The organism is Paenibacillus konkukensis (assembly GCF_023523925.1).
Taxonomy (GTDB): Bacteria; Bacillota; Bacilli; order Paenibacillales; family NBRC-103111; genus Paenibacillus_S; species Paenibacillus_S doosanensis.
Window position 1 is genome coordinate 2,521,115 of the sequence record NZ_CP027059.1, and the last position, 25,514, is coordinate 2,546,628.

Genomic DNA, 25,514 nt, shown 5'->3' on the forward strand with positions numbered 1-25,514 from the left:
AACCCCTCACTATGAACGTCACGATCTTTACAATCGCTTTTTAATTCTAATGATTGCACTTTGCGGAATTGTCGCATCATGATATACGACAAAAGCTTCATTAAAGTGCTGCACATAATCGGATTCGTGGGATTTGGGAGACAAAATAATCATTTTACGTGCCAGTTCCTTTTGATACAGCAAAAATACTTTGGACTTTCTGCCTTCATCCAGCGCACTGTCGAACTCATCCAAAACAATATATCCCGGATTGGCCTGAATCGTTTTCAGCAAAGCCAATGCAAACAGAAGAGACCCTAGAGATTCCTCTCCACCGGAAACGCCTTTGCCCACTCTCCCGCCTCTGCCTTTCATGCTGATTTCCTCAAGCGCTCCTCTGTGGCCTTGCTTGCGCGCTTTAATATTAAGAAAATACTTCATGTTTCCTTGCTTCAGCTCCTGCATATCCCAACTGACCTCGCCGTCGAAGGAAAACATGTCCATGTAGCGTACAAACATCTGATTCACCCGATTGACTTCATAATGAATCGTTCTGACTAGCTTCTCTTCCAGTTCCTTCAAACTGTCCTCCAATTGTTGAAGCAGCGAACGGGCTTCCTGTACTTCCTGTGCTCCCCGTTCATACTCTTGTCTTACTTTTTCATAGTTTTCCAATGCGTTCTCATCTACCGTCTCGCTGCAAGCAAGCTCCAACCGCACTTGTGCTTCATGCTTTTCATGTTTAGCCTGTTCTTCATTCCAATTCGCAGCAGATGGGAAATCCGGATGCTCTTGGACGATGGCTTCCAGGACGGCAGGCAATCGAGCCGACCATTCCCGATAAAATTGTTGCTCCGCTGCACAGTTCTGCTCCATAACGCCATAACGCTCGGCTGTCTGCTTTTGCTGGCGAGTCAGATCATCTATTACCCTTTGAACGTCGGCAATAAACTGGTTTTTTTCCCGCATCCGTCTTGCGGTAGAGTCAATGGAACGATCCAATTGATCCGCTTCTGCATAGAGATCCTCTAATTCCCTCTCCGCCTGCTTTAACTTCTCCTTCTGTTGCTCCAACGCTTCGCCAAGCTGTCGTAACCGCTCAAGCTCGAAGCTCTGCTCCCGCGCCTCGTTATAAACGTCCATGTATTGCTCCAGTATCCGAATCGTCATCTTAAGCTCCGCCAATGGCGCGTTCAAGTCCTGCCCTTCGGCACGAAGCCTGTCCCGATCCTGCAACTGCTCCTTCTGCTCAGCAACAGTACGTTCCCATTCCGTTCGAATCCGATCCCGCCGAACAACGTCCCGAATGACCGCTTCCGCTTCTCTGATTTGGTGAAGAACGGACCGTATCAGATTGAGCCGTTTTTCATCATCATTGAACTCGCTGCGTAATGCTTGCAATTGTCGTACCTGTTTCTTGATCTCTTCCTGAAGTTGTTCAATTCGTAAAGCAATGCCCCTGGGATTCAGCAGCCATTGAAGCTGCTCCTGCGCTCCCCGCCGCCCCCAAGCATCCAGCAATTGTCCGTTTCTTAGCCCTCTTTTTCCATCCTCAGCGGCAGTCAAAAGTCCGTGAAGCCACCATAACGCTTTTTGCGCCGCGGCATAGCTTGTATCATCAAGCCCTTGCTTCACCCGAAGACCGAGCTCTCTCAGCTCATCCAACGTTCTTTCGGGAATAACAGTCGGTAATTCTACATGATAGAGGTCCGTAGGAGCGACAAAATTTTTGCCATCTACAAACAGCGTATACTTGATCGGCTCCAGCTTCTTCTCCTGTTCCAACGGAGAATGTTCATCCATCTCCAGTAAATCGCGTATCGTGAAGACGGTCAGGCCCAAGCGTTCCAAATAACGAATAGATGTATCCTGCCTTAAGCTTCTAATCTCATTGCGGGTCAGCGCATCCAGTTCTTCCTCCAATAAACGAATCTTCTCGCACAGCCCCCGATCACGATCCTGCTGATCGCTTCGTTTGCATTCTAAAGTCTCGGCTTCATGCTCCAGTCCGGCACTGCCCCCGTATTGTTCCAGCATGGTTTCCGCTTCAGCAAGCTTGCGCCGGTCTTCCTCAACCTCAAATTTTAATCTGGCTACCTCATCCGCCAACCGATCCAGTTCGGATTGCGCTTGACGATATGCCCGATCGATTTCTTCTTGTCTGCTTTGCAACTCTGCTTCCTCTGCCTGACCGCGAGCAAGACGCTCTCTTGCCTCAGTTTCGGAATAAGGCACTGCTTTAATTTTCTCCGCCAACTCCTGCAGCATATCCGCCAATTGGCGATGCTCCGTTGTCATGTCGACATGCCGGTGCCGAAGCTCGGCCGTCTCTCTCTCCAAATTCTGAAGCTGCTTGTCCAGTTCCTCCTTTTGCAACGTTTTTCGGTTCATTTCCTCCTGATGATGCTTTCGCTCATCCTCCAACTTCTTCCACCTGTCTATTTCTTCATCGTTACGCTCTTTCATCTCCTCGAGCTTATCCTGAAGCGTTCGGCATTCCTGACGATACTTTTCGCGGAGTGCGGCCGATGCAGTTAAAGCGTGCTGCAAGCCGAGCTTGCGACGTTCATTGCGGCTGATCAAACGATCCCGTTCCTGCTGCCAGTTGCCCAAATTCAACTTATGTTGATGCTGATTGCTCTCTGCCGTCTGAAGTGCCAGCGATGCCTCGCGACGTTCTTCCTTCACTCTCTCCCAGTTGAGCTGCATCTGCTCTATCCCGGTCATCTCGCTAAAAATGCGAAAACGCTCCTCCGGCCGCATAACAGCGAATTGATTCACATCCTGTTGATACCAGATCAGATAGAAAGCTTCCGGGTCCACCTTGAATTTGTGCTGCAGTTGATGCCGGTATTCATGCAGATGATAGGTTCCGTCTCCGGGCGTGTAGCGCGTTTCCTTATGCCATTGCCACGGCTGCTCCCCCTCGCAAATCCAGAATTCCTTGCGTATCGGGTCACCTGGCTTCTGCTCCAAATGAAGCCGAAAGCCGACAAAGGCGGCCGCATCTACAGGATGGTCCCCGCCGTTGTCAAATACAAGCTCAATCGTTGCTCTCCATACTTTGTCTGGCGGCAAGTTACGCGAACGCAAACCTTCAAGTTCTACCTTGGAAGAAGCAAGAACGGCCCCCATACAGAATGTAATTGTTGATTTGCCCGATCCGTTGGGGCCACCAATCAATACGTGATCTCGAGGACTTCCCAAATCAAGTTGGCTATCCCTAAAGTCGCGAATACCGCTAAATCGCATTCCCCATGGAATCAATTATTCACACCTGCCTCCAGATTGTAGCGTTTAAAAAACTTCAAGACATCTTCCATATTAAGCTGTTGAGAATGACTAAATTCGGCAAACCGTTTGAGATAGGAGTCGGAAAAAAGACGGCTCCCGATCGCTGTAAGAGCAAACGCCTCTTCGTTGGAGGGATTATCATATTTGCAAACCGCGCCAATTTTTATCAAAGCATCGAGATTCATCAGTATTTTGCGTCTTACATCGAGAGATTCATGACCGAATGCCTCCAGCAATTGAGCAAACAGAGTGAAATCGTTCTGAAGAACCTCCTGATGGTAAAAGATAAACATCAACAGCGCCAAACTCTCCGAAGATAACAATTCTCGAGCCTGCCTGGCGGGTACATGAATCAGCGCAACAACACGATCTCTGCGCTCATCGTATACAATCTTAAAATAACGGCTGACTGCCTGATTAATCCTTTTCAGGAAAGAATTCAGCCCTTGCTCATCCTCCTGCTTTAATTTCAAAATCTTCATGACTTCGCGGCGAGTCAAGCCATAACTGTCGCTACGCACTGAGGCTGAGGATGAAAACATAATTTGAACAAATGCATACTCTTCATCCGGACTCAGTACTGCCGTCAGCCGTTCCATCGCTCCTAGCGGCATCTGGCTGTACGTGTGCTCCTGATCTTCGAACGACATATCTTTTCTCTCCCTCCTCCACAATCTCCCATTCCTTTATCGCATCCTCCGTCCCGGAGTCACCGCCTCTTCTTGCTTTCCCTGTCTGCCCGATAACTGCCCGCCCGCTCCCGGCAAGCGCAGATACAGCCAACAGTGCATTGACGGCATCTGTCCAATGAGAAGAACCCGCCTCCCATACAAGCTCGTCTAAGCCAAGCTGCACTTTGTCCTCCAACACCCGCTCCACTTCGTCCGTACGGATTTTCGCTTTGGTCATATGCCATTGAATCTCATCCAGCCGCGCTCCCAATTCCTCTTCCGTCCATTCCTCCGACTCCCGGTAATCCGGCTCCACTCGCTCTTCAATCGGTTCTGTAGATGGCACATAATGCTCCAGATAGTTGACCGTGTCAGCCAGTTGGCGGTTGGAGACGGGGGAAGCAAACTGAACAGGAACCCACATGCCGTCCAAACGTTCACCCGGATGACGATCCTGTTCCAAAAAGCTTAAGATCTCATGACCGCTGGGCAAATCGGAATCGGCTCGTTTCAGAAACGATTGAATGATGAATTGACGGATCATGATCGGTGAAATCTCCTGCCCTACTTCCGTTTGCTGCAAATGTGCGAATTTCAGAAACTTATTTAACGTTCCTAGCGATACCTGCGTACCCTCAAACATAATTTCCGTCCCCTTCTTTAATAAAGGAGCAAATGAAATTCCTTCTTCGAAAGTCGCATATTGAGCTAAACGCTCGTCCATCCGAGCATTCAATTCCTGCATGAGCTCTACAATGATCTGAATCTGCGGCAATGCGTGCCTGTCGGCCAAAAATTCCAGCTGCCGCTCCTTCAGCTTGTCCACGGCGTCCTCTACATTGCGAATCATGCTTGCCAGGCGATTGCCGCCTGAAATCCCCTTGTCGTCGTAAGCTTCGCTAAGATCGGCGTCCCTTCTTGCCTGAAACAAAGAGCGGGCTACTTCATCCTGCATATAATAAGCTAGTGAATCGTTAACCAGACGGATCAACATATCCATCATTCGTTTGCCTACATCCATCATCGTCAAACGTCTCTTGCCACGGATAATCCAGTTGTATTTCTGCAATATATTGAGCAAGCGCTCCATCGGAATGTTCGGATCATAACCGTAGCGATTACGGAAACGATAAAACAAAGCTTCTTCATCTTCCAGCGGATCATCTAAGCCGAGCGCTTCCTGCTGAATTAAATTCAGCATTTTCAAAATTTCCAGTACCTTGAGCGGCTCTTCAAAATATTCCCGCAGCTCCGTAAGCACGCCAGCCAGCTTCACCATATCGCGCAGCGCTTCTTTCCGAAGGTGTTCCGGGGTATCGGAATAAAATATGGAGATCAAGCTTCCAGCCATTGTATCCAACGCTCCATCCCTCCCATTTCAGCCTCCTGCTCGCCCACGGCTTTCATCTTAAGCCGGCTTATCATGCGTGCCTCGTAGCTTGACCAAGTGTGTACTTCATTCTTGAAAAACCCCCATTGAGCAAAATCACTTTCCGGTAAAATCCACTTTGCCTTGATCTCCGGGACTGCGTCCAATAAAACACGAGCATGTCCGGCAATAATAAATCCGGCTTGATCCGCGTCGCACCAAACTAATATCTGCTTCAACTGCGTCGAGCGCCCCAGCACGTCAGCAATCAATTTACGATGGCTGCTTCTGAGTTGCCCGTCCAGTCCGATTACCAAGCTGTGGGCAGATTGAAGAAAATCCCCTTCTGTGGCCATTCGTGTAAGCACCGCACGATTCTCCACAAGCCATAAATGATGACAATTCGTGGAGAATTGGGTCCTGAAGACCGTTAGATCGGTTGTTGCATGCAGAAATCCTTGTGGATATTGGAAACCGCCGATTCCAGTTAACTCTCCTGCAAAATAAATAGGCGTAATTGTTCCCTGACTGGATAGACCGATCAGTTGCAGAGGGAAACCAAGCCTCTCCTCCAAAGCATCTGTGAACGCTGTCTTGTAAGCATCAAATCGCTTGGAGCCGCCAATTTCCCGATAGTAGCGCGCTCCTATTTCTTTCCAGTCAAACTGGTCTTGAATGGCTGTAATTTCTGTTAAAGCTACGATAAAATCTCCATATTGCATAACTTTTTTGTCCGTCCATTGTTCACTGCCGCATTGGAGAACTTGAGTAATATCGTGAAGAGTAGCAGATTTCCGCAACCCTTCGGAAACATCTTTAACAAACGCCCCAAACAACACTCGATAATACCGGGGATCGTCTGAAGCCGCGATAGGCCCAGCAGAGGGCTTGGTGTCTATTGGCAACCCTAAAGCAGCCAACGCAGTCTGCAATCTGCTGCTCCATTCTACAGAACGAGCCTCTATCTTTGTTTCCCTGCTCCGTTTTTGCCGTTGCAAATACGAATAAAGCTCGTATCCCATCATATATTCCGTACGTGTTTCCGTTCTTCCGTCTGAATCGTAAAGCACCCTGCGCAGCACTGCCCCCTGAGCAATCCACGCTTGCAGCGCAGACTCTGTACCTGCTGCCCCTAATGCTTCGTGTCTATTTTTACGGACACCAGGGCTATAAAATAATTTCGCAGCCTGTTCCAACAAGCCCGAAAGAGGATCGTCCATCAAGAGAGACTCCTCGTTATGACCCGGTCCGCTCGTCAAACGTGCAACTCTTTTACGATTCCTGGCCGATACTTGATAAATGTCCACCTCATACCCTACACTGGATATCATTAACGAATCGAGCTCAAGTTGCCAGTTCTTTTTCAAGTAATTCATATGAATAAAATCAATAATTTCACGGTTAATCAAGCTGCCCCATCCTTTTAATAGACTCATCAGTTATATCATACCATTTGCCTTGTCTATCGAAAACATACTGCATTTCCTTGACCGCGTTTGGCTGGGGGACCCACATATTTCCGGCTGTTTTCGAGGGTTTTGCGACCACGCCAGAAGTTTGAAACTTGAACTGTCGCCAGTTACCCGTGACTGGAAATTTGTGTTCGTGATATAATAATTAATGATTGGAGTTGATGTCGATGGAATTGCTTGATCCTCGTAACACGGACAAAGATGCCCCTCAGGATAAACAATCCATTCTTGATATCAAGGCCAAGACAACCGAAGGCAAGCTGATTAACATCGAGATGCAACTATTTAACCCATATCATATGGAGAAGCGTACGCTGTTTTATTGGAGCAATATGTACTCCCACCAGATCAAGAAAGGCGGCAACTACAGCGAATTAAAGAAATGCGTGACAATCAACATCCTTAACTATTCATGCCTTCCCAAGTCGATTCCAGTGGATGGCGGATTGATCAACTGGTTGTTATTTTTAAGAGGTGTGGAGCACGATCAATGGGAGGTGTTGACGATGAACGAACCGATGCTGAAAAAAGCGATGACTACACTTGAGTTTCTTAGTCAGGATGCTCAGACACGGATGGAGTACGAAGCTAGGTTAAAGTATTTACGTGACGAGGCATCCAGAACCGAAGGAGCGAAAGCGGAAGGCATCATGCAAGAGAAACGCCAGACAGCCCGGCGACTTCTTGCCCGCGGCTACGACATATCGACTATTGTAGACATGACAGAACTTTCCCCAGAAGAAATCAGAGCTTTAATACAAGAGCACTAACAAAAACGTGCCGCGGCATAGGTTAATGCGATTTTCGCACGGACAAAAGGCATTGGAGCCATAGAATTTAATTCACATCCGGCCAACCGAGCCTGAGCAAACATCGTCTTCGAACATTTATGTATTTCTTGATAAGCCAACCTTACACACATCGAGGTTGGCTTTTGCTATTGTCCGAGACATGCAAAAGGTTTTGGGCCTCCTTTAAATCATAAGAAAACCGCCTTGTTGAAAGGCGGTTCATGAAGCTATCGTGCCTTTCGTTTTAAAGTCACAATCTTAAAATCATTAAGTCCTCATCGAAATACTGTTCATCAGACTTTAATGCATATGGTTCTACACCGTAAACTTCAAACCCCAGCGAAACATATAAGCGTTTTGCTGATTTGTTATTAGACACAACCGTCAAATGAATCTGTTCCAACCCTTCACATTCTTTTGTTGCTCTTTCAATCAAGGCTATTAGAAGGGTTTTACCTAACCCCCGTCCTCGAAATTGAGGCTCTACGTTTGTACACTTGGGCATCAGAATCATTTAACAGACGAATGTTCATTAGTCACTTCCGTTCATTTATCGAATTGTTCTAAATAAAACTTGCGGATTGACCATTAAAGCGATCCATCCATTTCTTCAAACGGCTATCAACAACAAAGTTACCTTTACTCCTCTTTAGCAGCATTGCCCCAGCGTATCGCCCAATTTTCCATCTCCTTCAGCGCCGCTTGAAAGTCCCTTCCTTTTTCCGTTAAAGAATATTCGACGGTTATAGGGACGCTCGGGTATACTTCGCGATGCACGATCCCGCTATTTTCCAGATGGCGAAGCACATTCGTCAATGACTGTGTGCGCACAACGGCTACATCCCGAAGCAGCTGCTGAAATCTTCGCGGCCCTTTGTGCAGTTTTGCGATGACAAGAAAAGCCCATTTTGCCCCCAATATTTCCAACACCGAGCAAATGTGAGGATATTCGGATTCACTCTTTTGCCTTTCCTCGTCTGGGAACCGCTGTTCATTCGTTAAGTTTTCCATTTTGCACCTCTTTTCACTTACCGAATGGTAAGTAGGTCAATTTTTTTGGATTACATCCATTTGATTTGCGTACTTACTTAAATAAAGAAACTAAAATATAATACATAAAAAAGAACGAAAGGGATTGATCTTCAATGAAAACAACCGCATTATCCATCTATATTCTGGCTGTCGGCGTGTTCCTCACCGCAACGTCTGAATTAGTTGTATCTGGCATTTTACCCCGAATTGCCGAGGATGTAAATATTTCCTTGGCTGTTGCCGGGCAACTCATTACCGCCTACTCCTTGTCCTTCGCCATTGCTACCCCGCTTCTCATTGTGCTGACGAGCCGAATGAACCGGAAGCCGCTGCTCATTGGTTCGCTGGCCGTTTTTATCGCCGGGAACGCGTTGTCCGCCCTTAGCTTAAACGCCGAGACATTAATGGTTTCCCGCGTGCTGCTCGGAGCAAGCTCAGGTATTTTCCTCGTCGTTTCACTAGGCATCGTCGCAAAACTTGTGCCGGCCGATCAATTAGGCCGTTCCATCGGAACCATTATTTTGGGCTTCAGCAGCGCGATGATACTGGGCGTACCACTAGGCATTGCCATAGCCGACTGGATGAGTTGGCAGGCCATCTTTATGATGCTGGGCGCGCTGAGCATTGCAGTCGGTACAGCCATTCTTCGCCTCTTGCCTGCTGTGGAAGGCGATGACCCCGTTCCATTATCGAGCCAGTTAAAGCAGGCAGGGAGCGCGGTTATTGTTACTGCCTTTTTCATTTCGCTTTTTCGTGAAGGAGGAAATTCCGTTTTCTTAACCTATATTTCACCATACTTGCAGCAATTATTGAGCTTCGATACGGCGGATATTGCTTTTATGATGCTTGCTCTAGGCTTGATTGGCGCTTTCGCCTCCCGGCTCGGCGGCAGTTTGGTCGATCGCTGGGGAACCTCGCGCACGCTCGGAACCTGGCTCGTCATTCATCTGCTTGCTTTAGCGCTGCTGCCCGTCTTTACGTTCTCAACCCCGCTCGCAGTCGGGCTGATCGCGATCATGTTTGTCGCGTTGTTCGCCTCCGGCCCGGCCATACAAAGTTATATGATTCAGCAAGCGCCTAAGTCCGCCAACTTCGTCTTAAGCTTGAACACCTCCGTTATTCATCTCGGCATTGCCGGAGGCGCGGGTGCAGGAGGCTATTTGCTGAACGGAACCGCCTCATTGCAGCATCATCCTTGGCTTGCAGCCGCGCTCATTGCGCTCGGCTTAGCAGCGGCGCAGATTAGCTTTGCGCTGAGCCGGAAGAAAATGAACTCCCCAATTGAGAGGAGCTTGACGTAATCCTGTAAACCTTACGGCTGCCTAGCGGTAGATTCAAACGCCGTGCTCATCCGCTTCACTCTCTCCGCACGGGCAAATAATAAAGCGCCGCTACGTTAATCGTAGTGACGCTTTATTTTTAATGCTGCTCTACTGCCTTTTGCCGTAAAGAATCCGAATGATTGTAACGGCCTCTGTCCCGTCCCCCGTTACAACTCCGATTCCATCTGAGATAACAGCTTCACAACCAGGGCCGATGCCGTCTGTAGTTGTTCAAAGGCCGCTTGAGCACCCGTTTTGTCTCCAGCCTCATGTCGCTCAACAGCTTGCTTCGCATAATGGTGTACAGCTTTATGAGGCTCTTCAAGCTGCTTAAAAGCGGACTCGCTTTTGATTCGGGCCGGCAGCTCCCCATAGTACCACCTTCCCAGCCTGCAGTTCTCGTGGGAAGATACTTGCTCCAAAGGAATAGTCTCCAAGCCTAACAGCAAATTGTAAATCTTCCACTTCCAGAGAAGATGATCGGTCTTGGCTACCCTTATAGTGTCTTTATAACTTAATTTTACGTTAATGGAAAAGAAGGTGTTGCGGTACGCCTCCATTTGTCTGCTTAGCTCAAATACAATTTTGGCCGTTTGCCGTGCAATTTCTTGAGAATCGGAACTGTGATCAAATATGATGGAGTTCCGGTGAGCGATATCCATCACGGAGGACGTCTGCTCTTCGCTCATCGCTGCAATCTGGGTAGTCGTTTCATTGATTCCCTGAATAGCGGCCACAATCTTTTGCAATTCCGTATCCGCAACCTGAGCTTCGTTAACGCTTTCCTCAACAAGCCTTCCCGTTTCCCCTATTTTTTTCGTAAACTGGTTCGATACTTTTTGCAGCGATGACATACTTGTTGTAATCTGATCGATCTGCTCTTTGGTATGCTCGGCCAGCTTGCGCACCTCCGTAGCGACGATGGAAAAGCCCCTGCCATGCTCTCCTGCCCGGGCAGCCTCGATACTTGCGTTTAACGCCAGCAAATTGATTTGGTCCGCTATTTCCTTAATGATCTTAACCACTTCTTGCGTATGCCCGATTTCCTGATTAAGCCCGTTGACCTGGTTCAAAACCTCAGCATAGACAAGCCCGACTTGTTGTATTTCATTCAAAGCCTGGTTGATGACTCGCTTGCTCTGCTCTGCAGACTGAACGGCCTCGTCCGTTCCCTCCGCCACCTTGACCGCATGGTTTGCTACCTCAAGGATAGAAGCTGACATTTCCTCTGTTGCTGCCGAAACGCTTTGGCTCTCTTCAATTTGCTTGTCCATTCCTTTAATCAATTGCCCGGTATTGTCCAGTTGGGTCATGTGATTGAGCATGTCGGAAATACCGAATAAAAAAGATTTAAACGTCTCCTCCATGTATACCTCTACAATCAGCTGCTGATCAAAGGTGGCCAATTTCTGTACGGCTAGAACGGATTGCATCATCCGATCCGGTTTATGATGTAATTTGTCCATTAAAACGGCCGTCATGATCTGAATTAATAATTGATGGGCGGTAATAAAATGATCCGCCGTCAAATGAATGCGGCTGTGCACTTGTCCGATAGTAATTCGGGTCATCACATATTCCTGATTGACTTCCGCTTGCAGGAATTGTTCAAGATATGTTTCCATCGTTTGTCTCAAACGGTCTAACGTAGAGTTTTGGACAATAATTTTCTGCAGATGATCAACGGAAGTGATGGATTCGTAAAATTGATTGATCATCTCTGACTTATGCGGGTAAAGAATATGAGCAGCCTCTTTAATATGTGTAAGCGTATCCCGGTTGACGCCCATAAAAGCAAGGCGCTCCTTGACCCTTTCCCCCACAGCTGATATATCGGTTGCGCGCGCATGATCCAGGTATTCCGTCCACGATTTTGTTTTTTGACTAAAAAAGTTCATATGCTCAATTCCCCTCAACCTATTTGGTCTATTTTGCTGCGGGCAAACCGCTCAAGTATTTTTCAAAATCATGACCGGACAGCGGCTTGCTGAATAAAAAGCCTTGTCCCTGGTCGCAGCCGTCCTCACTTAGAACAGCTAGCTGCTCTTCATTTTCGACACCTTCGGCGATGACGTTGAGACCCAGCGTTTGGGCAATCGTCAGGATCGCCTTGACAATCGCATGGCTTTCCTTGTTTTGATGAATATCCCGAATGAACGAAGCATCGATTTTCAAGGTATCTATGGGAAGACGCTGAATATAACCGAATGAACTATACCCTGTTCCAAAATCATCAATAGAAGTATGTATGCCTAAATCCCGGATTTTCTGCAAAATAGCCGCCGCATTGTCCATATCCGAAAAAACGCTTTCTGTAACCTCAAGCTCCAGCCATTGCGGCTCCAGTCCGGTTTGCTGCAAAATTTCTTTGATCTTGACTAACAGATCGGATTGATAGAATTGCCGAACGGACAGATTCACAGATAGCTTCAACGGAAGGTAGCCTTGGTCTTGCCATTTTTTGTTTTGCTCGCACCCACGGCGAAGAACCCATTCCCCGAGGGGAAGAATCAATCCCGTTTCTTCCGCTATAGGTATAAACTTGTTAGGCGGTATTCTCCCTAATTCCGGATGATTCCACCGTACAAGTGCTTCCATGCCAATTAATTCTCCTGTTGCAAGATCGAGCTTGGGCTGATAATCAATATGGAACTGCTCCTGCTGAATAGCCTTCTTCAGTTCATTTTCCAAAAGAATACGTTCCAGGGAGCGCTCTTCCATATCTAACCGAAAGAATGAAATTCCGTTTCTGCCGCTATCTTTTACCGCATATAGAGCCATATCGGCCCTTTTCATCAGTTCTTTGGGCTCCCTTCCATCCACTGGAAAGATAGCGATCCCCATACTGCATGAAATATGAAATGACTTCCCACTGAAGCCGATGGGTTCTTGCAGACTGGTTTGGATTCGCCGGGATATGGATTCGACTTCCTCCGAGCTTGATATATTCGTTAATAATACGATAAACTCATCGCCTCCCAATCGAGCCACCATATCATTCGATCGAATGCATTGACTAATTCTTTGAGCCGCTTCAATGAGAATCAGATCGCCAGCCTCGTGACCGAGCGAATCATTGATGTTTTTAAACCGATCTAAATCAAGAAACATGATGGCCAGCTGCAACCGAAGCTGCTTGGCTTGATGGATTTCTTTGCGCAAACGATCCATAAATAACCTTCGATTCGGCAAATCAGTCAGCGTGTCGTGATAAGCCAGGTGGCGGATCTTTCGTTCCGAGCTTTTCCGTTCGGTAATATTGCGCATAACCAGAATCAAGCTGCTTACAGTCCCCGATGGATCGATAACGGGATTTATTCTGGTTTCCATGTCGTAGTCATCGTTATGCTTCGTATGTATTCTAAACTCTAACAGCAGCGAGGATTTTCCCGTGATCCGCTGCTCTTGAACCGCCTTGTGAAAAGTCTCCCGATCTTCTTCATGAATCCACTCGTACATGTAGCGCCGTTCAAAATCAGACAACTCGTATCCCAATAAACTATGGTGAGAGGGAGACACATACAAAAACCTTCCCTCCGCATCAATGATCGAGATCAGGTCCGATGAGTTTTCGGTGATTAGCCGGTACATCTCCTCGCTTTTCCTTATGTCTTCCTCCATTTTTTTTAGCAGGCTAATATCGTTTCGAATCGAGATGTATTGATACGGTTTTCCCTGTTCAGTCAGAAACGGAACGATCGTCGTATCCACCCAGTAAAATGAACCATCCTTGGCTTTATTCCGTATTTCCCCCCGCCAGACATTCCCGGACCCGATCGTCGCCCACATGTTTTTAAAATAAGAAGGGGGGTGATACCCGGAATTGAGTATGCGATGATCTTGACCAAGCAATTCTTTTCGTTCATACTGGGAGATTCTGCAGAACTGGTCATTGACGTAAAGAATAGTCCCGCGCGCATCCGTAATGGCTACAATCGAGGATTGGTCCAAGGCATATCTAACATCGGCCAATTCCTTCAATGCCTCCTTCAAGCTTTCGTCCCTATCCAACAAGGCGGTCTTCAAAAAAGGATATGCCCATGAATCGCACGCCGTACCCAAATCTTCCTTTCTCATGCCTCATCACCTGCTTCATATTATAAAATAACGTTCCTATTAAGTCGTTTTCATAAAAGATCGCATAAAAATAACCAACCCAAACACAAGCTTGGGTCGGTTGCACTACTAGCTTTCTTGCTATTCAAGTGCCCAGTTGAGAATAGCTGCTCATCGCTTCCACAAGGATTCAATTTAGGGTAAATATAAAATTTTCATAGGCCAATGGAACTATTTCAGTATACCAAATCTAGCAATGATTGCAATATATCCCCATTAAATTTTCTTTATAACTTATAAATGCATCATTTTTGACCATAATTTTCACGTCAACGGCTTAATATTACATGATATTTTCACTAATGAGGCGAAATATAGCTAGCGTAAGAGACTATAATTCTAATCTCGCTCCAATGATGAATTAGGCATTTATACCTATATACAAATTTAAAAAAGCCTTTAAACACTTGGGAACTCTCTGTTTAAAGACTTTTACATAGAGATGGCATATCCAGACAGACCATTAAAAGCGTTTTGACAAGTCGCGGGGGCTTTCCCTCTCTAGTCCCCCGTCATGCAGCGCTACCTTTTAAGGAGCTCATCCACTTTCACTTTCATGCTTCGTATGGTCGTTTTCTTATACTGAATTCCAAGTCGAAGCACCTTGAGCTGCTCTCGGCGGGACAACTTTTTGAATCTGGGCTCCTGTCTCAAAAACGAGCGAATAATGGACCAGCTGTTGCCGGCAATATGATCCGTGTTGTTGTAGGGCAATTCATAGGGCAGATTTCGTTTTCGGAAAAGGTTCAATAACGATGCAAACGTCGATACAATTTTCCCTTCGTCCACCAGACACGGCACGGCTTTTTTCTTCGTATACTTTTTGTAGTATTCCAAGTGATTATTTCCGCCTACAAGGACATAACCCTTATCTTTTCGGCTTTTCCGGACGATCAACAGCTGCATGCAGTCCTGGGCGACTTTGCGAAGCTCCTTGCTTCGCTTTGTTGGTTTTGCGGCCAACTCCGTCTTTATTTTGGTTAGAGGTATATATTGCACCGTATATCCCATGCGGCAGCACCCCTCTTAAAGTTTGGTTATTGTAGTTTATGCCATCCTCCTTTAAATGTACCGTTTACGGAATTCGCCCACCGGCTCCAAAGACGATCGGAAGGGAATATGTTCTGGCAATCGCTAATGACACCGCCTTAGCCTATAAAAGAACAAATCCCCCAAAAGCCATCCATGCCGCTACGCGGCACCACAGACAATGGAAATGGGGTACCAAGAGTAATTTCCAGGGTAGTGACGTGATGCTCTGAAGCTTATTCCGTCCGCATCCGGCCTAAGTTGGATCGGCGTCTAACCATTCCTCTGGGATCGTTCTATGGTATGGTTAGACATTACTTTCGGGGGAGAACCCGGATATCTACAGGATATGGCTGCGCATCATTTCCCTAGAGTAAAGGGCAGAGAAATCTGCCCCTCCTCATCAAACCGTACGTGAGGTTTTCCCTCATACGGCTTTTCGATGTTCGTCATTCATGTGCATGCAGATTACAAGAGCGTTTTAAGTCCATATTGACTACTTAGGAACCTCACTTCTTGTAGCGAACTCATCCATCTTGCGCGTTGCCTCTTCTTGGCATACCATCTCGTGAGCCTCTGCAAAATGTACCAGTCCAACTTTGCCAGCTTTAATTGGCTGTAAGCCGTGTAGTAATAGTTCCTCCACCCCTGAATCTTAGGATTTAGCCATTCCACATGTTCGAGAAATGATTTATGCCTCATGTTCGGCGGGGCCAGACGTTCTTTTACGACCTCCCGGATGCGTTCTTCCGCTTTCCGGGCCAACCATTGTTGGGTTGTATAGTACACCTTCCCTTGAGAAGTTTCCGCTTTCGTTTTGCGATGGTGCATGCCAAGAAAATCAAAGCCTTCTTCTCCTGTCCAAAGTCCGACGATGCGTGTTTTGGTCGGGTGTAACGTCAATTCAAGACGATTCATAATGGCACGAATAAGTTCGTATGCCCGGTCTGCGTCTTTCTTCGTCTTACACACGATCACGAGATCATCCGCATAACGCGTCAGTTCCCCGAATTCGCTACCATATCGTTCCCACAGGATATCGAAGTAGTTCAGATCGATGTTCGCTAAAAGTGGAGAGATGACTCCCCCCTGCGGCGTTCCTAAATCCGAACGTCGAACCGTTCCTTCTTCCATGACCCCTGCATTTAGCCACTTCCGTGCCAGTTTCAGGATACGTCTGTCACTGATTCGCATCTCCAGCAGTTTCATCAGCTTTTCCTGATTGATGTTGTCGAAGTAACCTTGGATATCGACGTCGACCACCCAATTGCCTTTGCGGTTACATGCTTTTCGGATTCGGTCCAGCGCTTGCTTGGCGCTTCGCTTCGGTCTGAATCCAAACGAGGATTCTTGAAAATCCGCTTCAAAGATCGGTTCCAATACCAGTTTCGTCGCCATCTGTATGACGCGGTCTCGGATGGTGGGAATGCCTAGCGGCCTTTGCTTTCCATCTTTCTTCGGAATGTAGTGCCGTCTTACGGGCTGGGGATGATACTTGCCTTCTTTGAGGATTTGATGGCATTCATACAAGAAAAGATACTCCCCTTGCTTTTCGATGTCCGCCAGTGTCTCTCCGTCGATTCCAGCCGACCCTTTATTGGCTCGTACTCTCTTCCATGCTTCCCACAGAGTATCCATCCGGTAGATCTTGTCATAAAGCGCATGGAATCTACGCTTCTTGTTTTCCTTGGCCGCATGACCTAGTTTCTCTTGGAGTTGTTGAACGTTTTCCTTTGGTGTTGTTAGCCTCTCGGCATTCACTGACTCGTACCTCCTTAAGAAACATGAACAAAGCAGGACCCCTTCCCTCCCGCAGGTTGTGTTGTCCTGCGTTCCTCGGTAGTATGAGCCCCTCGGACTCCCTTCCTGCAGACCGTTCATTTCACCGGCTGGGCTTATAGAACGTCTCGTTACGAAAAAAAAATTTCGTGCAGGGGAGGGTCTCCCCAGTTCACTGCATCTTCTTTCATACCATACCGATCCCCGTACGCCGGAGGATTCTTCGCTGCCGCTCCAAGTTCCCAGCAGCTTCCTTGGTCTTCACCCATATCCACGAGGTTCGACTTCCTCTCTCCCCTCTTGCGAGGCCTTTTTGACGACGCGGCAGGATTCACTTCATGTTACGGTCTGGTATCTTGCTCGCCCTATCTCTGACAGGTACTTTCGTCGACGCGCTTCTACGCACAGATTTCGCCGTACGCAGGCATCCTAGCTACGCGGGGGCTTGGCCCCTCCCGCGACCGGATTTTCACCGGCTAGAAGATGCGTGCCTCTGGGCACGCTAAACAAGAAAAAAGCCGCATCTGTGCGGCTCTTCATGAGTTTGCTTCTGTTTCACTATTTTACGATTTGCCACGTGACGCCGTAACGGTCTACGACCTCCCCGTAGTAGGCCCCCCATGGCTGCTGGTCGAATGGAAGCTTGATCGTTCCACCCTCGCCGAGCTTCGCATAGGCATTACGTGCTTCCGCTTCCTCGGCGAAGGTTAGGGAAAGGCTCATATTCCGGCCGCCTTCCGCAGGCTGGAAAGAATCGGACAGGAATAACGTATTACCTCCGGCTACGGTGAGAACCAAATGCATGACTTTATCTTTAGCCGCTTCAGGCGTCCCCGGAACTTCTCCCAGCGTTTTAATAAAATGAATTTCTCCGTCTAGCGCATTTTGGTAAAACTCCGCTTGCGTTCTTGCATCCTCCGACATCAAATAAGGTACCAGTTTTGCTGCCATATTCATCAACAACCTTTCAAGTTTTTTGGGGTTCTTGCATTTTCCGATTTAAATTTGTTCCCGTAAATTCGCCTCCATGGCAGCGATGATGGGGTTATGATAGGTTTGTGCCGGATCTGCCAGCTGACGCAATTCAACGACGACTTCGCCGCGCCCCTCGGGAACGGGAAGCTTTAGCGCCCACTCCATCGCTTCGTCCATAGTACGAGCATCCAGGATAAGAAACCCTTCCAACAGGTCGCTCTCCATGGAAAATGGTCCGGCTGCCACGGCGGCCCTGCCTCCGTCCGGCGGCAACGTGATCCTTAGCCCGCTCGAGCTTGGAAGCAGCGATTCATCGGCGAGCAAAATTCCTGCATTGGCAAGAGACCTGGCATACGCTGTCCGGCGGGCCGCAAAATTCGGATCATAGGCCACGCCCGCTTCCGAAAACGCTGTCGATTTAAACATCATCAAATATCTCATAAAATAGGCTCCCTCAGGCAGGGATCGGATTTGGCAGCCATCTGCCTTAACCTGCCTCTACCTGAACGACGAACGCGGGAGCTCCGATTCGACAACCGGCATGAAAATCATGATTCATCCCTGCATTCGGATGCCCGTGCGAGCAAAAGCTTCCGCTCGCGGCTGTTTTTCGTCAAGGAAGCCGCTCGTTCAAACTCGAGGCGCGCTTCTTCGAACCGATTCAATTTGTACAACAGATCGCCGCGAACGCTGGGCAAAAGATGGTACGCGGATAACGAAGCCTCTCGGTTCAATTCGTCGACGATTTGAAGGCCGTAAGCCGGACCGAAGGCCATGGATATCGCCACGGCGCGGTTCAATTCCACGATCGGCGAAGGCATGACGCGCGACAAAGCTTCGTACAAGGCGGAGATCCGGACCCAGTCCGTGTCCGCCGGTGTCGCCGCTTGCGCATGGCAAGCGGCGATAGCTGCCTGGAGCGCATAGGGGCCGTACGGCTTCCCTAACTGCTGGCAGCGATGAAGAGCTGCCAGCCCGCGGCGGATCAGGAGCTGGTCCCACCTGGCGCGGTTTTGGTCCATGAGCAGGATCGGCTCCCCGTCCGCTCCGACCCTCGTCTTCAGACGCGAGGCTTGCAATTCCATCAGCGCCGCGAGCCCGTGCACTTCGGGTTCGGCAGGCGCAATCTCCGCCAGCATGCGGCCGAGCCTCAGCGCTTCCTGGCATAGAAGCGGCCGGACCCAATGTTCGCCCGCGGTTGCCGAATAACCTTCGTTGAACATTAAATAAACGACCTCTAGAACCGTAACCAATCGCTCCTTCAGTTCTTCGCCTGCGGGAACCTCGAACGGGACCTTCTTGGCGCTAAGAGTACGCTTCGCCCGAACGATCCGCTGCGCAATCGTCGCTTCCGCTGCCAGAAAGGCACGGGCGATCTCTTCCGTTGTAAGCCCGCACAATAACCTTAACGTGAGCGCTACCCTGGCCTCCTGCGACAATACCGGATGACAGGTCATGAAGACAAGACGCAGGAGATCGTCCCCAATCTCCCCGTCCATGCGGCGATCCATATCTTCTTCCGTATACAATTCGGCGGTGCGGGTCAGCTCTTCGTATTTCCGGTCGCGAAGCTTGTTTCTTCGCAGCAGATCGATGGCGCGGCGCTTCGCCGTCGTCATGAGCCATGCTCCCGGATTGTCGGGGATTCCCAACTCCGGCCAGCGCTCTAGCGCGATCACCAAGGCGTCTTGAGCCAGATCCTCCGCCAGCCCTACGTCTCGAACCATGCGCGTTAATCCGGCGATTAATTTGGGGGACTCGATCCGCCAAATGGCATCGATCGTCCGTCCCGTATCTGATCGGCTCACAACCTGAACTGCCCCCTGATTTTTACTTGCGTTGCTTCATCCGAAGCCAATTGTTCCGGATCGAAAATTTGCCTCAATTCAATCTCACCTTGCCCGCCGCCATGCGGATCAGGCATGCGCATCGCCCACTTGATCGCTTCTTCCCGCGACTTTACCTCGATCAGCGTAAAGCCTGCAATAATTTCCTTCGCCTCCGTAAACGGCCCGTCCACCACTTTCGGCTTGCCGCCCGGCTCCGGATACGAAATACGAATGCCGCCGGAGCTCGGCTGCAGTCCGTCTGCGGCAAGCAGCACCCCCGCCTTGGCCAGCTCCTCGTTATATCTCAGCATGGCATCGAGCAATTCCTGGCTAGGCATTACCCCCGCTTCCGAATCCGTTGTTGCCTTCACGATCATCATAAATCTCATGTTTAATCTCCTCCATATCATGTATAGTGGACCTATTTTTCGTTCGTTTCAAACCGCTTGGGCAGGCCTCTATATAAACAACGAATGAATGCCGGACCAATCGACACATCTAAAGAAATTTATTTGTATTATTTGAATGCTTATCATTCGATGCGACCAGCAACTGGTATTTCCATTGGGTTGGAAAAATATATAAAAGTATACTTCAAAATGAAATTGGAGGTCAATTTACTTGACATTCCAAGCCGAAAAAGGCGATAAACATATGATTCGTACAATTTTAACCGATCCGTTTGCTTACGGATATTTGACCATTATCGAAGTTGACGCTCCCCAAGCCCAGCCCCAAAAAAACAAAATTGAGCCGCAGACTGCTGAAATTGAATTTTTATGCAGGGAGTGAAAAATGTTTTCAACCTAAAGAACAACGCCTAAGATGAGGAACCCCGCTTAGGCGTTGATATTGAGCCAAGAACAAGATCGGCTTTTTAACATGCAACAAAAACGGGGCCTCCAGAAGTCAGTTTTCACTGACTTTCTGAATAACCCCCTCTTCTGTGTGCGCTTTTCATCGATCGCAGAGTGTTATTTCGTGGAAACGGTGAACTATCGGGTTCATGCCGAATGCCTTGCGCTAGCTTTGCTTTGCGACCCGCAAGGCAGTCCGATCAACGCTCGGAGTCTCTTGATCTTACGATTCAACGATTATCGAATGAATGCCCCGCTCTTGATAACATGCGCGGGGGGAGAATACATTACGCGAATATCTGCAATCGGATCGCCGTCAATCACGATTAAATCGGCCTGTTTTCCAACCTTTACGCTGCCGATTTTATCCTCTAACATTAACAATTTGGCGCTGTCTATTGTCGCCTGCTTCAAAATCTCGACGTTCGAATATTCCAGGAATTCTTTACGCATTTTAAATTCCAATCCCGGATTTTTCTTGTATGACGCATAGGATACGTCCGTTCCCCAGCCGATGAGCACATCGTAGCTCACCGCATTCATGAGAGAATTTTTCACGGTATCTTTCAATTTATTTATTTTCTTTGCGGCTTCAGGGAAATCCGTATAATCGCTTTCGATCAAATCATGCATGATCGCCAGCGTCGGTACAATGCCGACATCTCTTCTACCGTTCATATACTGCAACGTATCATCCGAGATCATACTTGCGTGTTCAATGGTACGAACACCTGATTTGACGCCAACATCGATCGCTTCCGCACCATGGGCATGCATCGCTACATAAGATCCTCGGCCTGAGGCAATGTTCACCGCTTCCCTGATCTCATCTTCCTCCAGAATGCGAACGCCCGGGTCGCCTCCTTGCGACATCATCGAACCGCTTCCGTACAGCTTAATGAAGTCCGCGCCCTTTTGGAAATTTTGTCGCACTAATCTTCTCATTTCAGTCGGGCCGGTTACATATTCCAAAAGATTCTCCATGATTTCTACGCCGGGTTCGTGCGGACATAAGGTAGCTCCTGAAGCAATGACGGTTGGTCCTGCGACGACCCCCTCCTCAATGGCATTCCTTAAAGCGATAGTTGGACATGATTTGTCATCGCCTACGTCCCGCGCGGTCGTGATGCCGATACTGAGCAGATATTGCGCGTATTTCAAGCAATCAAACGCAAAAGCAGGCTTGCTGAGCTGCAAAATTTCTGCTTGCGTTGGACGAACAAAGGCTAAATGCACATGCATATCGATGATACCGGGCATTACCGTGGAGCCTTTTACATCCACTTCTTCATAACCTTCGCCGTTCAATGTTCCGACTGGGGCGATTTCCTTGATAATTCCATTTTCGATGAGGATGTCTCCCGTTTTCAAATCCGTACCTTCTGTCAGTGCCTCCACAAAATTGCAATTTCTTAAAATGATCAACCGTATCATCCTTTCATATCGCAGTTTATGTTTAGATCGCGTTGGTATTTGCTTGTAAATCTTCTTGTTGCACATGCTCTGACTTTTCACGTGCAATTAATTTTTTCGATTCATAGTTCAGCCAAAAAACGCCGGTTAGCATAATCATCATGCCGATGACCATAATGCCGAATACATAGTTGTAACCCGACACGCCATACATATCTAAAAAATGTCCGATAAGCTTAGGTAAAAATAAATCGGAACAATAACCAAACATGAGGGCTAACCCGGTAATCGTACCGGCAAGCGCAAGCGGTGCCTTCAATTCCGCCAGCGGCATATTCGCCGCCGTGTAACTTAACCGGCTGATGAAAATGGCCAGGAAAATCAAACTGATGACCAGAATGAGATATTTGTGATCCCGTGGAATGAAGCTTAAAATGATGATAATCAACAATGCGGGCGTAACGGTCGAATAAACTAAAGGCGCCGTTCTTCCGATTTTGTCACGAATAAGTCCGCCGATAGGGGCAGCCAGAATTTTAATGCCGTAACGAACGATCGCGGCGAATGCCGTCGTCCAGACAACGGGCATCCCGTATGCTGCATTTAAATAAGGGCTCATATAGCTAAGTGCAGTGGACTCGACGTAAACTCCAAAAGAAATCATCGCGATGATCCAGGTTACGGGCATTTTTGCCGCATTCCACAGCGATTTAAAAGTGATCCTTTCACTATCGTCCGAAGAGCTTGTACCATATTTTTTATTGTCATAGAAGAAGAACAAGCCCAATCCAACCAAAAAGAAAAAGCCGCTGAAACCTAATATGACTGTGCGAAAACCCGCAACCGTATCGATGTTTTCTCCGATCAGATAGGCCAGTCCCAAACAAAATCCTGCTGAAATAATCCCGTCAATCGCCATGGAGTAGCCGAAAATTCTGCCTTGCTCCGTGTTATCTCCGAGCATTCGAAGACATTTGATTTGAGCGCTCCATAAAAATAAACCTAACGTAATTGACATAAGAAAGAAGATGAATAATAACGTGTTATAGCTTGGAATCGTAGACATCCAAAAGCCCAAGAGCGATGTACTTAATACCGACGTTGTTACTAAGGTTTTCGATGAAAACTTGTCGCATAACCAACCGCCCACCACATAGCCTGGCACTGCCAAACTTGCATAAGCAGCCAATAAGGACCCCATTTGTTCATTGGAAAGCTCAAAAACGGCTTGGAACGGCACATAAAATATAATCGGTAAAAACAATATATTCACGACTGAAACGGCAGCAGACAATAAAAATAGCGGTATAATGCGATCCCTTAAACCTCTTTTACCAGAAGTAGCCCTCATAAATCCTCCCCCATGATTAATTTATACATGTATAATTTTAAATATAATGCAAATCAAAAGAAAGTCAAATTTTTTTTGAAGCTTTTGCGACTCCAACGAAGCTCTTCCTTTTTATTGCAGTACGATTAGCCTTATTCAGCTCGGTTCATTGACTGTCCAGGGAGCAAAGGGTATACTTTAAAAAAATCAATTAGCGAATGCGGAATAATCTTTATACATGTACAAGGATGATGCGCGATGAGATATAAAAAATACATACAAGCCAATGAAGAAGAACCTATAGATAATTCCACGGCAAAGGTCATATTACAGGCTGCGACGGAACTTTTTATGAGACAAGGCTACCACTCCGTAACCATGCGCGACATTGCCTCGCACGCGAATGTGAACCTTGGCTTATTGCCCTATCACTTTACGTCTAAGGAAAATTTAGCTAAGCATGTGTACCTCGGATTAATGGATCGGATCTACCGACAAATCGGCACGATTGATATGAGCCGCGTGTCCAACGCCGAAAAAATATATATTACTACTCTCTTGTCCTGGAAATATGTAGAAAATAGCGAGGAATATTCTAAATTCTTCTATGAATTCTATGAATCGGCCGGTCCCTTTGAAACGCCAAGCAAATTATTCATACAGATGTCTTCTACAGTTATATTAGAGCATGGGCTGCAGATAGGACGCGAAGAAAATGAGCTTTATTTTACCGTGATGAAAGGGGCCGAGTGGCTGTTAATTCAAAAACGGTACAAAAAAGAAATCCAAATCACGCTGGAGGAAATGCTGAACATCCTTTATTCCAATTATTTATACAACATAGGGCTATCGGACAAGATCATTGCGGAAACGATTCAGAACAGTTTGAACTTCTTAAAGAGCTTAGAAACATAAAAAAATGCACTAGGACCAACCTAAAGAACAACGCCTAAGATGGGGGACCCCGCTTAGGCGTTGATATTGAGCCAAGAACACCTAGCTCGATAGAAATTATGATTATTCATCCTCATACGATTCTTGTCAATTCACTGTTAATGACTCGATGTGCGGCAACATAACGATCTTTCGGACTAATCCCAAACGATGCAAATTGAACTTTCGATTGATTTGTAATAAATTGGACTTCATACTGCTTCGCATTTCCTACAAAAAGGCTAGTGTATGTGGAAGCATTCGGTTTTACCATAAATGCAACGTTATGAATCAATTTCTTTTTACCGTTTAATGCGTACACTTTAATTCTTACTCTTGCAGTATTATGTTGATCCTGGTTTAGTGAGTTCACAACAATACTGCGGGATACAGTCTTGTCTTTCTCCGTTAGGTTATTCAGAGGTCCAGTCGTATACTTACGAATCATTCATCCCCCGCCCCTTTCACAAACAAGATATTATGATAAAAGTCAATGTCACTGTAATATCTTATTCATTCAAAGGTTTATCTGATTGGACGAACTTAAAGCAAAATGAATCGCCCTGCCTACAAAAGAGGACAGGGCGATTGTTTTTCATCCGTGTTCACAACTTTCCAAGCCTTAAATCAAAAAAATATTGCACAGCCGGATGCTTTAGCTTGATTTTTTCAGACATGTTTAAAATCCGCTTTTTCCCAACTCGTCTGTCGATCAATGCCATAATATTTAATAATATATCGTTACTCTCGAGGCTATCTTCAATAGAGGAGGACAAAAACGTATTAGCCGCATCCATAAAATTGGATTTACTGAGTGAAGATTGCGCTGCCCAAAGCTCCTTGGCCAACTGGGATATTGCTCGGCTTCGCGCAATCGCGATTAAACGATCTTCCGGAATCTTCCCTTGCATATTCATTCTTACAGCTTCAATTTGTTCATGACCGATCGGAATATCGATACCCGAGTCGTTTTTTATTTCCTGCTCCGATTGATACCATGTGATAAAGGTAGTCGCATCGCTCATGTTCAGTATATTTTTTTTATCAACCGCGATATAACAAATCCCCGCTTTATCGGGCAAATAACGATAGCCAGTTGCGCGGTATTCCACTTTCCCTTGTAACGAAGGACTGAGAAAGCTCTCCAATTGCTGCTTCAATTTGCTCCAGGACATGATCTTCTCCTATTTTAAAAAAAGCCTTATTGTCTAATTCGGAATGGCTGCCTTCCGTTTAATTTACATTACTAGACCCGTTAGAATAAATCAAACAAATCTTTTACGTCCGCGCCGACTGAACCCTCGGGGTTCGGGACGGCAGGCA

General features: G+C 47.2%; 21 protein-coding genes and 1 pseudogene. 4 read left to right on the forward strand and 18 right to left on the reverse strand.

Features of this window, described 5'->3' with window-relative positions:
- Nucleotides 1–27: 27 nt before the first annotated feature.
- The 4 genes from SK3146_RS10760 to SK3146_RS10775 form a co-directional block, all read right to left on the reverse strand.
- On the reverse strand, nt 28–3,072 hold the full coding sequence (locus tag SK3146_RS10760; RefSeq protein WP_249865071.1) for a chromosome segregation protein SMC: 3,045 nt from the start codon (nt 3,070–3,072) through the stop codon (nt 28–30).
- Between the two features lie 170 nt (nt 3,073–3,242).
- Nucleotides 3,243–3,872, reverse strand: a complete 630-nt coding sequence (locus SK3146_RS10765; RefSeq protein WP_310944324.1) for a hypothetical protein — start codon at nt 3,870–3,872, stop codon at nt 3,243–3,245.
- Nucleotides 3,838–5,295 carry a hypothetical protein gene (locus SK3146_RS10770; protein ID WP_249866263.1) on the reverse strand — a complete coding sequence of 486 codons (1,458 nt, stop codon included), beginning with the start codon at nt 5,293–5,295 and terminating at the stop codon, nt 3,838–3,840. Before SK3146_RS10770 ends, SK3146_RS10765 begins: the two co-directional genes overlap by 35 nt.
- The gene (locus SK3146_RS10775) at nt 5,280–6,722 is read right to left on the reverse strand and encodes a Toprim sub domain-containing protein (protein ID WP_249865072.1); all 1,443 of its coding nucleotides are present in this window, start codon (nt 6,720–6,722) and stop codon (nt 5,280–5,282) included. Before SK3146_RS10775 ends, SK3146_RS10770 begins: the two co-directional genes overlap by 16 nt.
- A gap of 221 nt (nt 6,723–6,943) precedes the next feature.
- Here SK3146_RS10775 and SK3146_RS10780 point away from each other — a divergent pair.
- A pseudogene (locus SK3146_RS10780) lies at nt 6,944–7,555 on the forward strand (Rpn family recombination-promoting nuclease/putative transposase); the annotation flags it as partial.
- A gap of 271 nt (nt 7,556–7,826) precedes the next feature.
- On the opposite strand, the gene SK3146_RS10785 reads toward SK3146_RS10780, so the two are convergent.
- Together SK3146_RS10785 and SK3146_RS10790 are read right to left on the reverse strand one after the other, a co-directional pair.
- Nucleotides 7,827–8,012 carry a GNAT family N-acetyltransferase gene (locus SK3146_RS10785; protein ID WP_249865074.1) on the reverse strand — a complete coding sequence of 62 codons (186 nt, stop codon included), beginning with the start codon at nt 8,010–8,012 and terminating at the stop codon, nt 7,827–7,829.
- A 203-nt stretch (nt 8,013–8,215) separates the two neighbouring features.
- Nucleotides 8,216–8,506 (reverse strand): winged helix-turn-helix transcriptional regulator, encoded by a 291-nt coding sequence (locus tag SK3146_RS10790; protein ID WP_249865075.1) that lies wholly within the window; start codon nt 8,504–8,506, stop codon nt 8,216–8,218.
- Nucleotides 8,507–8,721: 215 nt separating this feature from the next.
- Here SK3146_RS10790 and SK3146_RS10795 point away from each other — a divergent pair, with 215 nt between their 5' ends.
- On the forward strand, nt 8,722–9,909 hold the full coding sequence (locus SK3146_RS10795; RefSeq protein ID WP_249865076.1) for an MFS transporter: 1,188 nt from the start codon (nt 8,722–8,724) through the stop codon (nt 9,907–9,909).
- A gap of 188 nt (nt 9,910–10,097) precedes the next feature.
- Here the strand turns inward: SK3146_RS10795 and SK3146_RS10800 are convergent, their stop codons facing one another.
- From SK3146_RS10800 to SK3146_RS10835, 8 genes are all read right to left on the reverse strand, one after another.
- Nucleotides 10,098–11,828 carry a methyl-accepting chemotaxis protein gene (locus SK3146_RS10800; RefSeq protein ID WP_249865077.1) on the reverse strand — a complete coding sequence of 577 codons (1,731 nt, stop codon included), beginning with the start codon at nt 11,826–11,828 and terminating at the stop codon, nt 10,098–10,100.
- Nucleotides 11,829–11,856: 28 nt separating this feature from the next.
- Nucleotides 11,857–14,007 (reverse strand): bifunctional diguanylate cyclase/phosphodiesterase, encoded by a 2,151-nt coding sequence (locus SK3146_RS10805; RefSeq protein WP_249865078.1) that lies wholly within the window; start codon nt 14,005–14,007, stop codon nt 11,857–11,859.
- 561 nt (nt 14,008–14,568) lie between these two features.
- Entirely contained in the window at nt 14,569–14,883 is a 315-nt protein-coding gene (locus SK3146_RS10810) for a hypothetical protein (protein WP_249865079.1), read from the reverse strand.
- A gap of 660 nt (nt 14,884–15,543) precedes the next feature.
- Complete coding sequence (gene ltrA / locus SK3146_RS10815) at nt 15,544–16,836, reverse strand: group II intron reverse transcriptase/maturase (protein ID WP_249865080.1); 1,293 nt, start codon at nt 16,834–16,836, stop codon at nt 15,544–15,546.
- A gap of 576 nt (nt 16,837–17,412) precedes the next feature.
- Entirely contained in the window at nt 17,413–17,805 is a 393-nt protein-coding gene (locus SK3146_RS10820) for a VOC family protein (protein ID WP_249865081.1), read from the reverse strand.
- A 48-nt stretch (nt 17,806–17,853) separates the two neighbouring features.
- Complete coding sequence (locus SK3146_RS10825; RefSeq protein ID WP_249865082.1) at nt 17,854–18,270, reverse strand: YciI family protein; 417 nt, start codon at nt 18,268–18,270, stop codon at nt 17,854–17,856.
- A gap of 107 nt (nt 18,271–18,377) precedes the next feature.
- On the reverse strand, nt 18,378–19,637 hold the full coding sequence (locus tag SK3146_RS10830; RefSeq protein WP_249865083.1) for an RNA polymerase sigma factor: 1,260 nt from the start codon (nt 19,635–19,637) through the stop codon (nt 18,378–18,380).
- Nucleotides 19,634–20,047, reverse strand: a complete 414-nt coding sequence (locus SK3146_RS10835) for a YciI family protein (protein ID WP_249865084.1) — start codon at nt 20,045–20,047, stop codon at nt 19,634–19,636. Before SK3146_RS10835 ends, SK3146_RS10830 begins: the two co-directional genes overlap by 4 nt.
- A 232-nt stretch (nt 20,048–20,279) precedes the next feature.
- Here SK3146_RS10835 and SK3146_RS10840 point away from each other — a divergent pair, with 232 nt between their 5' ends.
- Nucleotides 20,280–20,450: a hypothetical protein gene (locus SK3146_RS10840; RefSeq protein WP_249865085.1), complete on the forward strand. Its 171-nt coding sequence runs from the start codon at nt 20,280–20,282 to the stop codon at nt 20,448–20,450.
- Nucleotides 20,451–20,752: 302 nt separating this feature from the next.
- Here the strand turns inward: SK3146_RS10840 and SK3146_RS10845 are convergent, their stop codons facing one another.
- Complete coding sequence (locus tag SK3146_RS10845; RefSeq protein ID WP_249865086.1) at nt 20,753–21,913, reverse strand: metal-dependent hydrolase family protein; 1,161 nt, start codon at nt 21,911–21,913, stop codon at nt 20,753–20,755.
- A 58-nt stretch (nt 21,914–21,971) separates the two neighbouring features.
- A complete protein-coding gene (locus SK3146_RS10850) occupies nt 21,972–23,279 on the reverse strand; it encodes an MFS transporter (RefSeq protein WP_249865087.1) in 1,308 nt (435 codons plus the stop codon).
- A gap of 237 nt (nt 23,280–23,516) precedes the next feature.
- Between SK3146_RS10850 and SK3146_RS10855 the strand changes: the two genes are divergently transcribed.
- Nucleotides 23,517–24,173 (forward strand): TetR/AcrR family transcriptional regulator, encoded by a 657-nt coding sequence (locus SK3146_RS10855; protein WP_249865088.1) that lies wholly within the window; start codon nt 23,517–23,519, stop codon nt 24,171–24,173.
- A gap of 112 nt (nt 24,174–24,285) precedes the next feature.
- On the opposite strand, the gene SK3146_RS10860 is transcribed toward SK3146_RS10855, so the two are convergent.
- Both SK3146_RS10860 and SK3146_RS10865 read right to left on the reverse strand, forming a co-directional pair.
- Entirely contained in the window at nt 24,286–24,639 is a 354-nt protein-coding gene (locus tag SK3146_RS10860) for a hypothetical protein (RefSeq protein ID WP_249865089.1), read from the reverse strand.
- Nucleotides 24,640–24,796: 157 nt separating this feature from the next.
- Nucleotides 24,797–25,366 (reverse strand): SF0329 family protein, encoded by a 570-nt coding sequence (locus SK3146_RS10865; protein ID WP_249865090.1) that lies wholly within the window; start codon nt 25,364–25,366, stop codon nt 24,797–24,799.
- Nucleotides 25,367–25,514 lie beyond the last annotated feature (148 nt).

What these genes read in the sequence shown, in the direction of transcription:
- SK3146_RS10765 (WP_310944324.1), bottom strand. Translation starts at nt 3,872, where the DNA reads ATGGAACGGCTGACGGCAGTACTGAGTCCGGATGAAGAGTATGCATTT.
- SK3146_RS10770 (WP_249866263.1), bottom strand. Translation starts at nt 5,295, where the DNA reads ATGGCTGGAAGCTTGATCTCCATATTTTATTCCGATACCCCGGAACAC.
- SK3146_RS10795 (WP_249865076.1), top strand. Translation starts at nt 8,722, where the DNA reads ATGAAAACAACCGCATTATCCATCTATATTCTGGCTGTCGGCGTGTTC.
- SK3146_RS10800 (WP_249865077.1), bottom strand. Translation starts at nt 11,828, where the DNA reads ATGAACTTTTTTAGTCAAAAAACAAAATCGTGGACGGAATACCTGGAT.
- SK3146_RS10805 (WP_249865078.1), bottom strand. Translation starts at nt 14,007, where the DNA reads ATGAGAAAGGAAGATTTGGGTACGGCGTGCGATTCATGGGCATATCCT.
- SK3146_RS10820 (WP_249865081.1), bottom strand. Translation starts at nt 17,805, where the DNA reads ATGGCAGCAAAACTGGTACCTTATTTGATGTCGGAGGATGCAAGAACG.
- SK3146_RS10825 (WP_249865082.1), bottom strand. Translation starts at nt 18,270, where the DNA reads ATGAGATATTTGATGATGTTTAAATCGACAGCGTTTTCGGAAGCGGGC.
- SK3146_RS10835 (WP_249865084.1), bottom strand. Translation starts at nt 20,047, where the DNA reads ATGAGATTTATGATGATCGTGAAGGCAACAACGGATTCGGAAGCGGGG.
- SK3146_RS10850 (WP_249865087.1), bottom strand. Translation starts at nt 23,279, where the DNA reads ATGAGGGCTACTTCTGGTAAAAGAGGTTTAAGGGATCGCATTATACCG.
- SK3146_RS10855 (WP_249865088.1), top strand. Translation starts at nt 23,517, where the DNA reads ATGAGATATAAAAAATACATACAAGCCAATGAAGAAGAACCTATAGAT.
- SK3146_RS10860 (WP_249865089.1), bottom strand. Translation starts at nt 24,639, where the DNA reads ATGATTCGTAAGTATACGACTGGACCTCTGAATAACCTAACGGAGAAA.
- SK3146_RS10865 (WP_249865090.1), bottom strand. Translation starts at nt 25,366, where the DNA reads ATGTCCTGGAGCAAATTGAAGCAGCAATTGGAGAGCTTTCTCAGTCCT.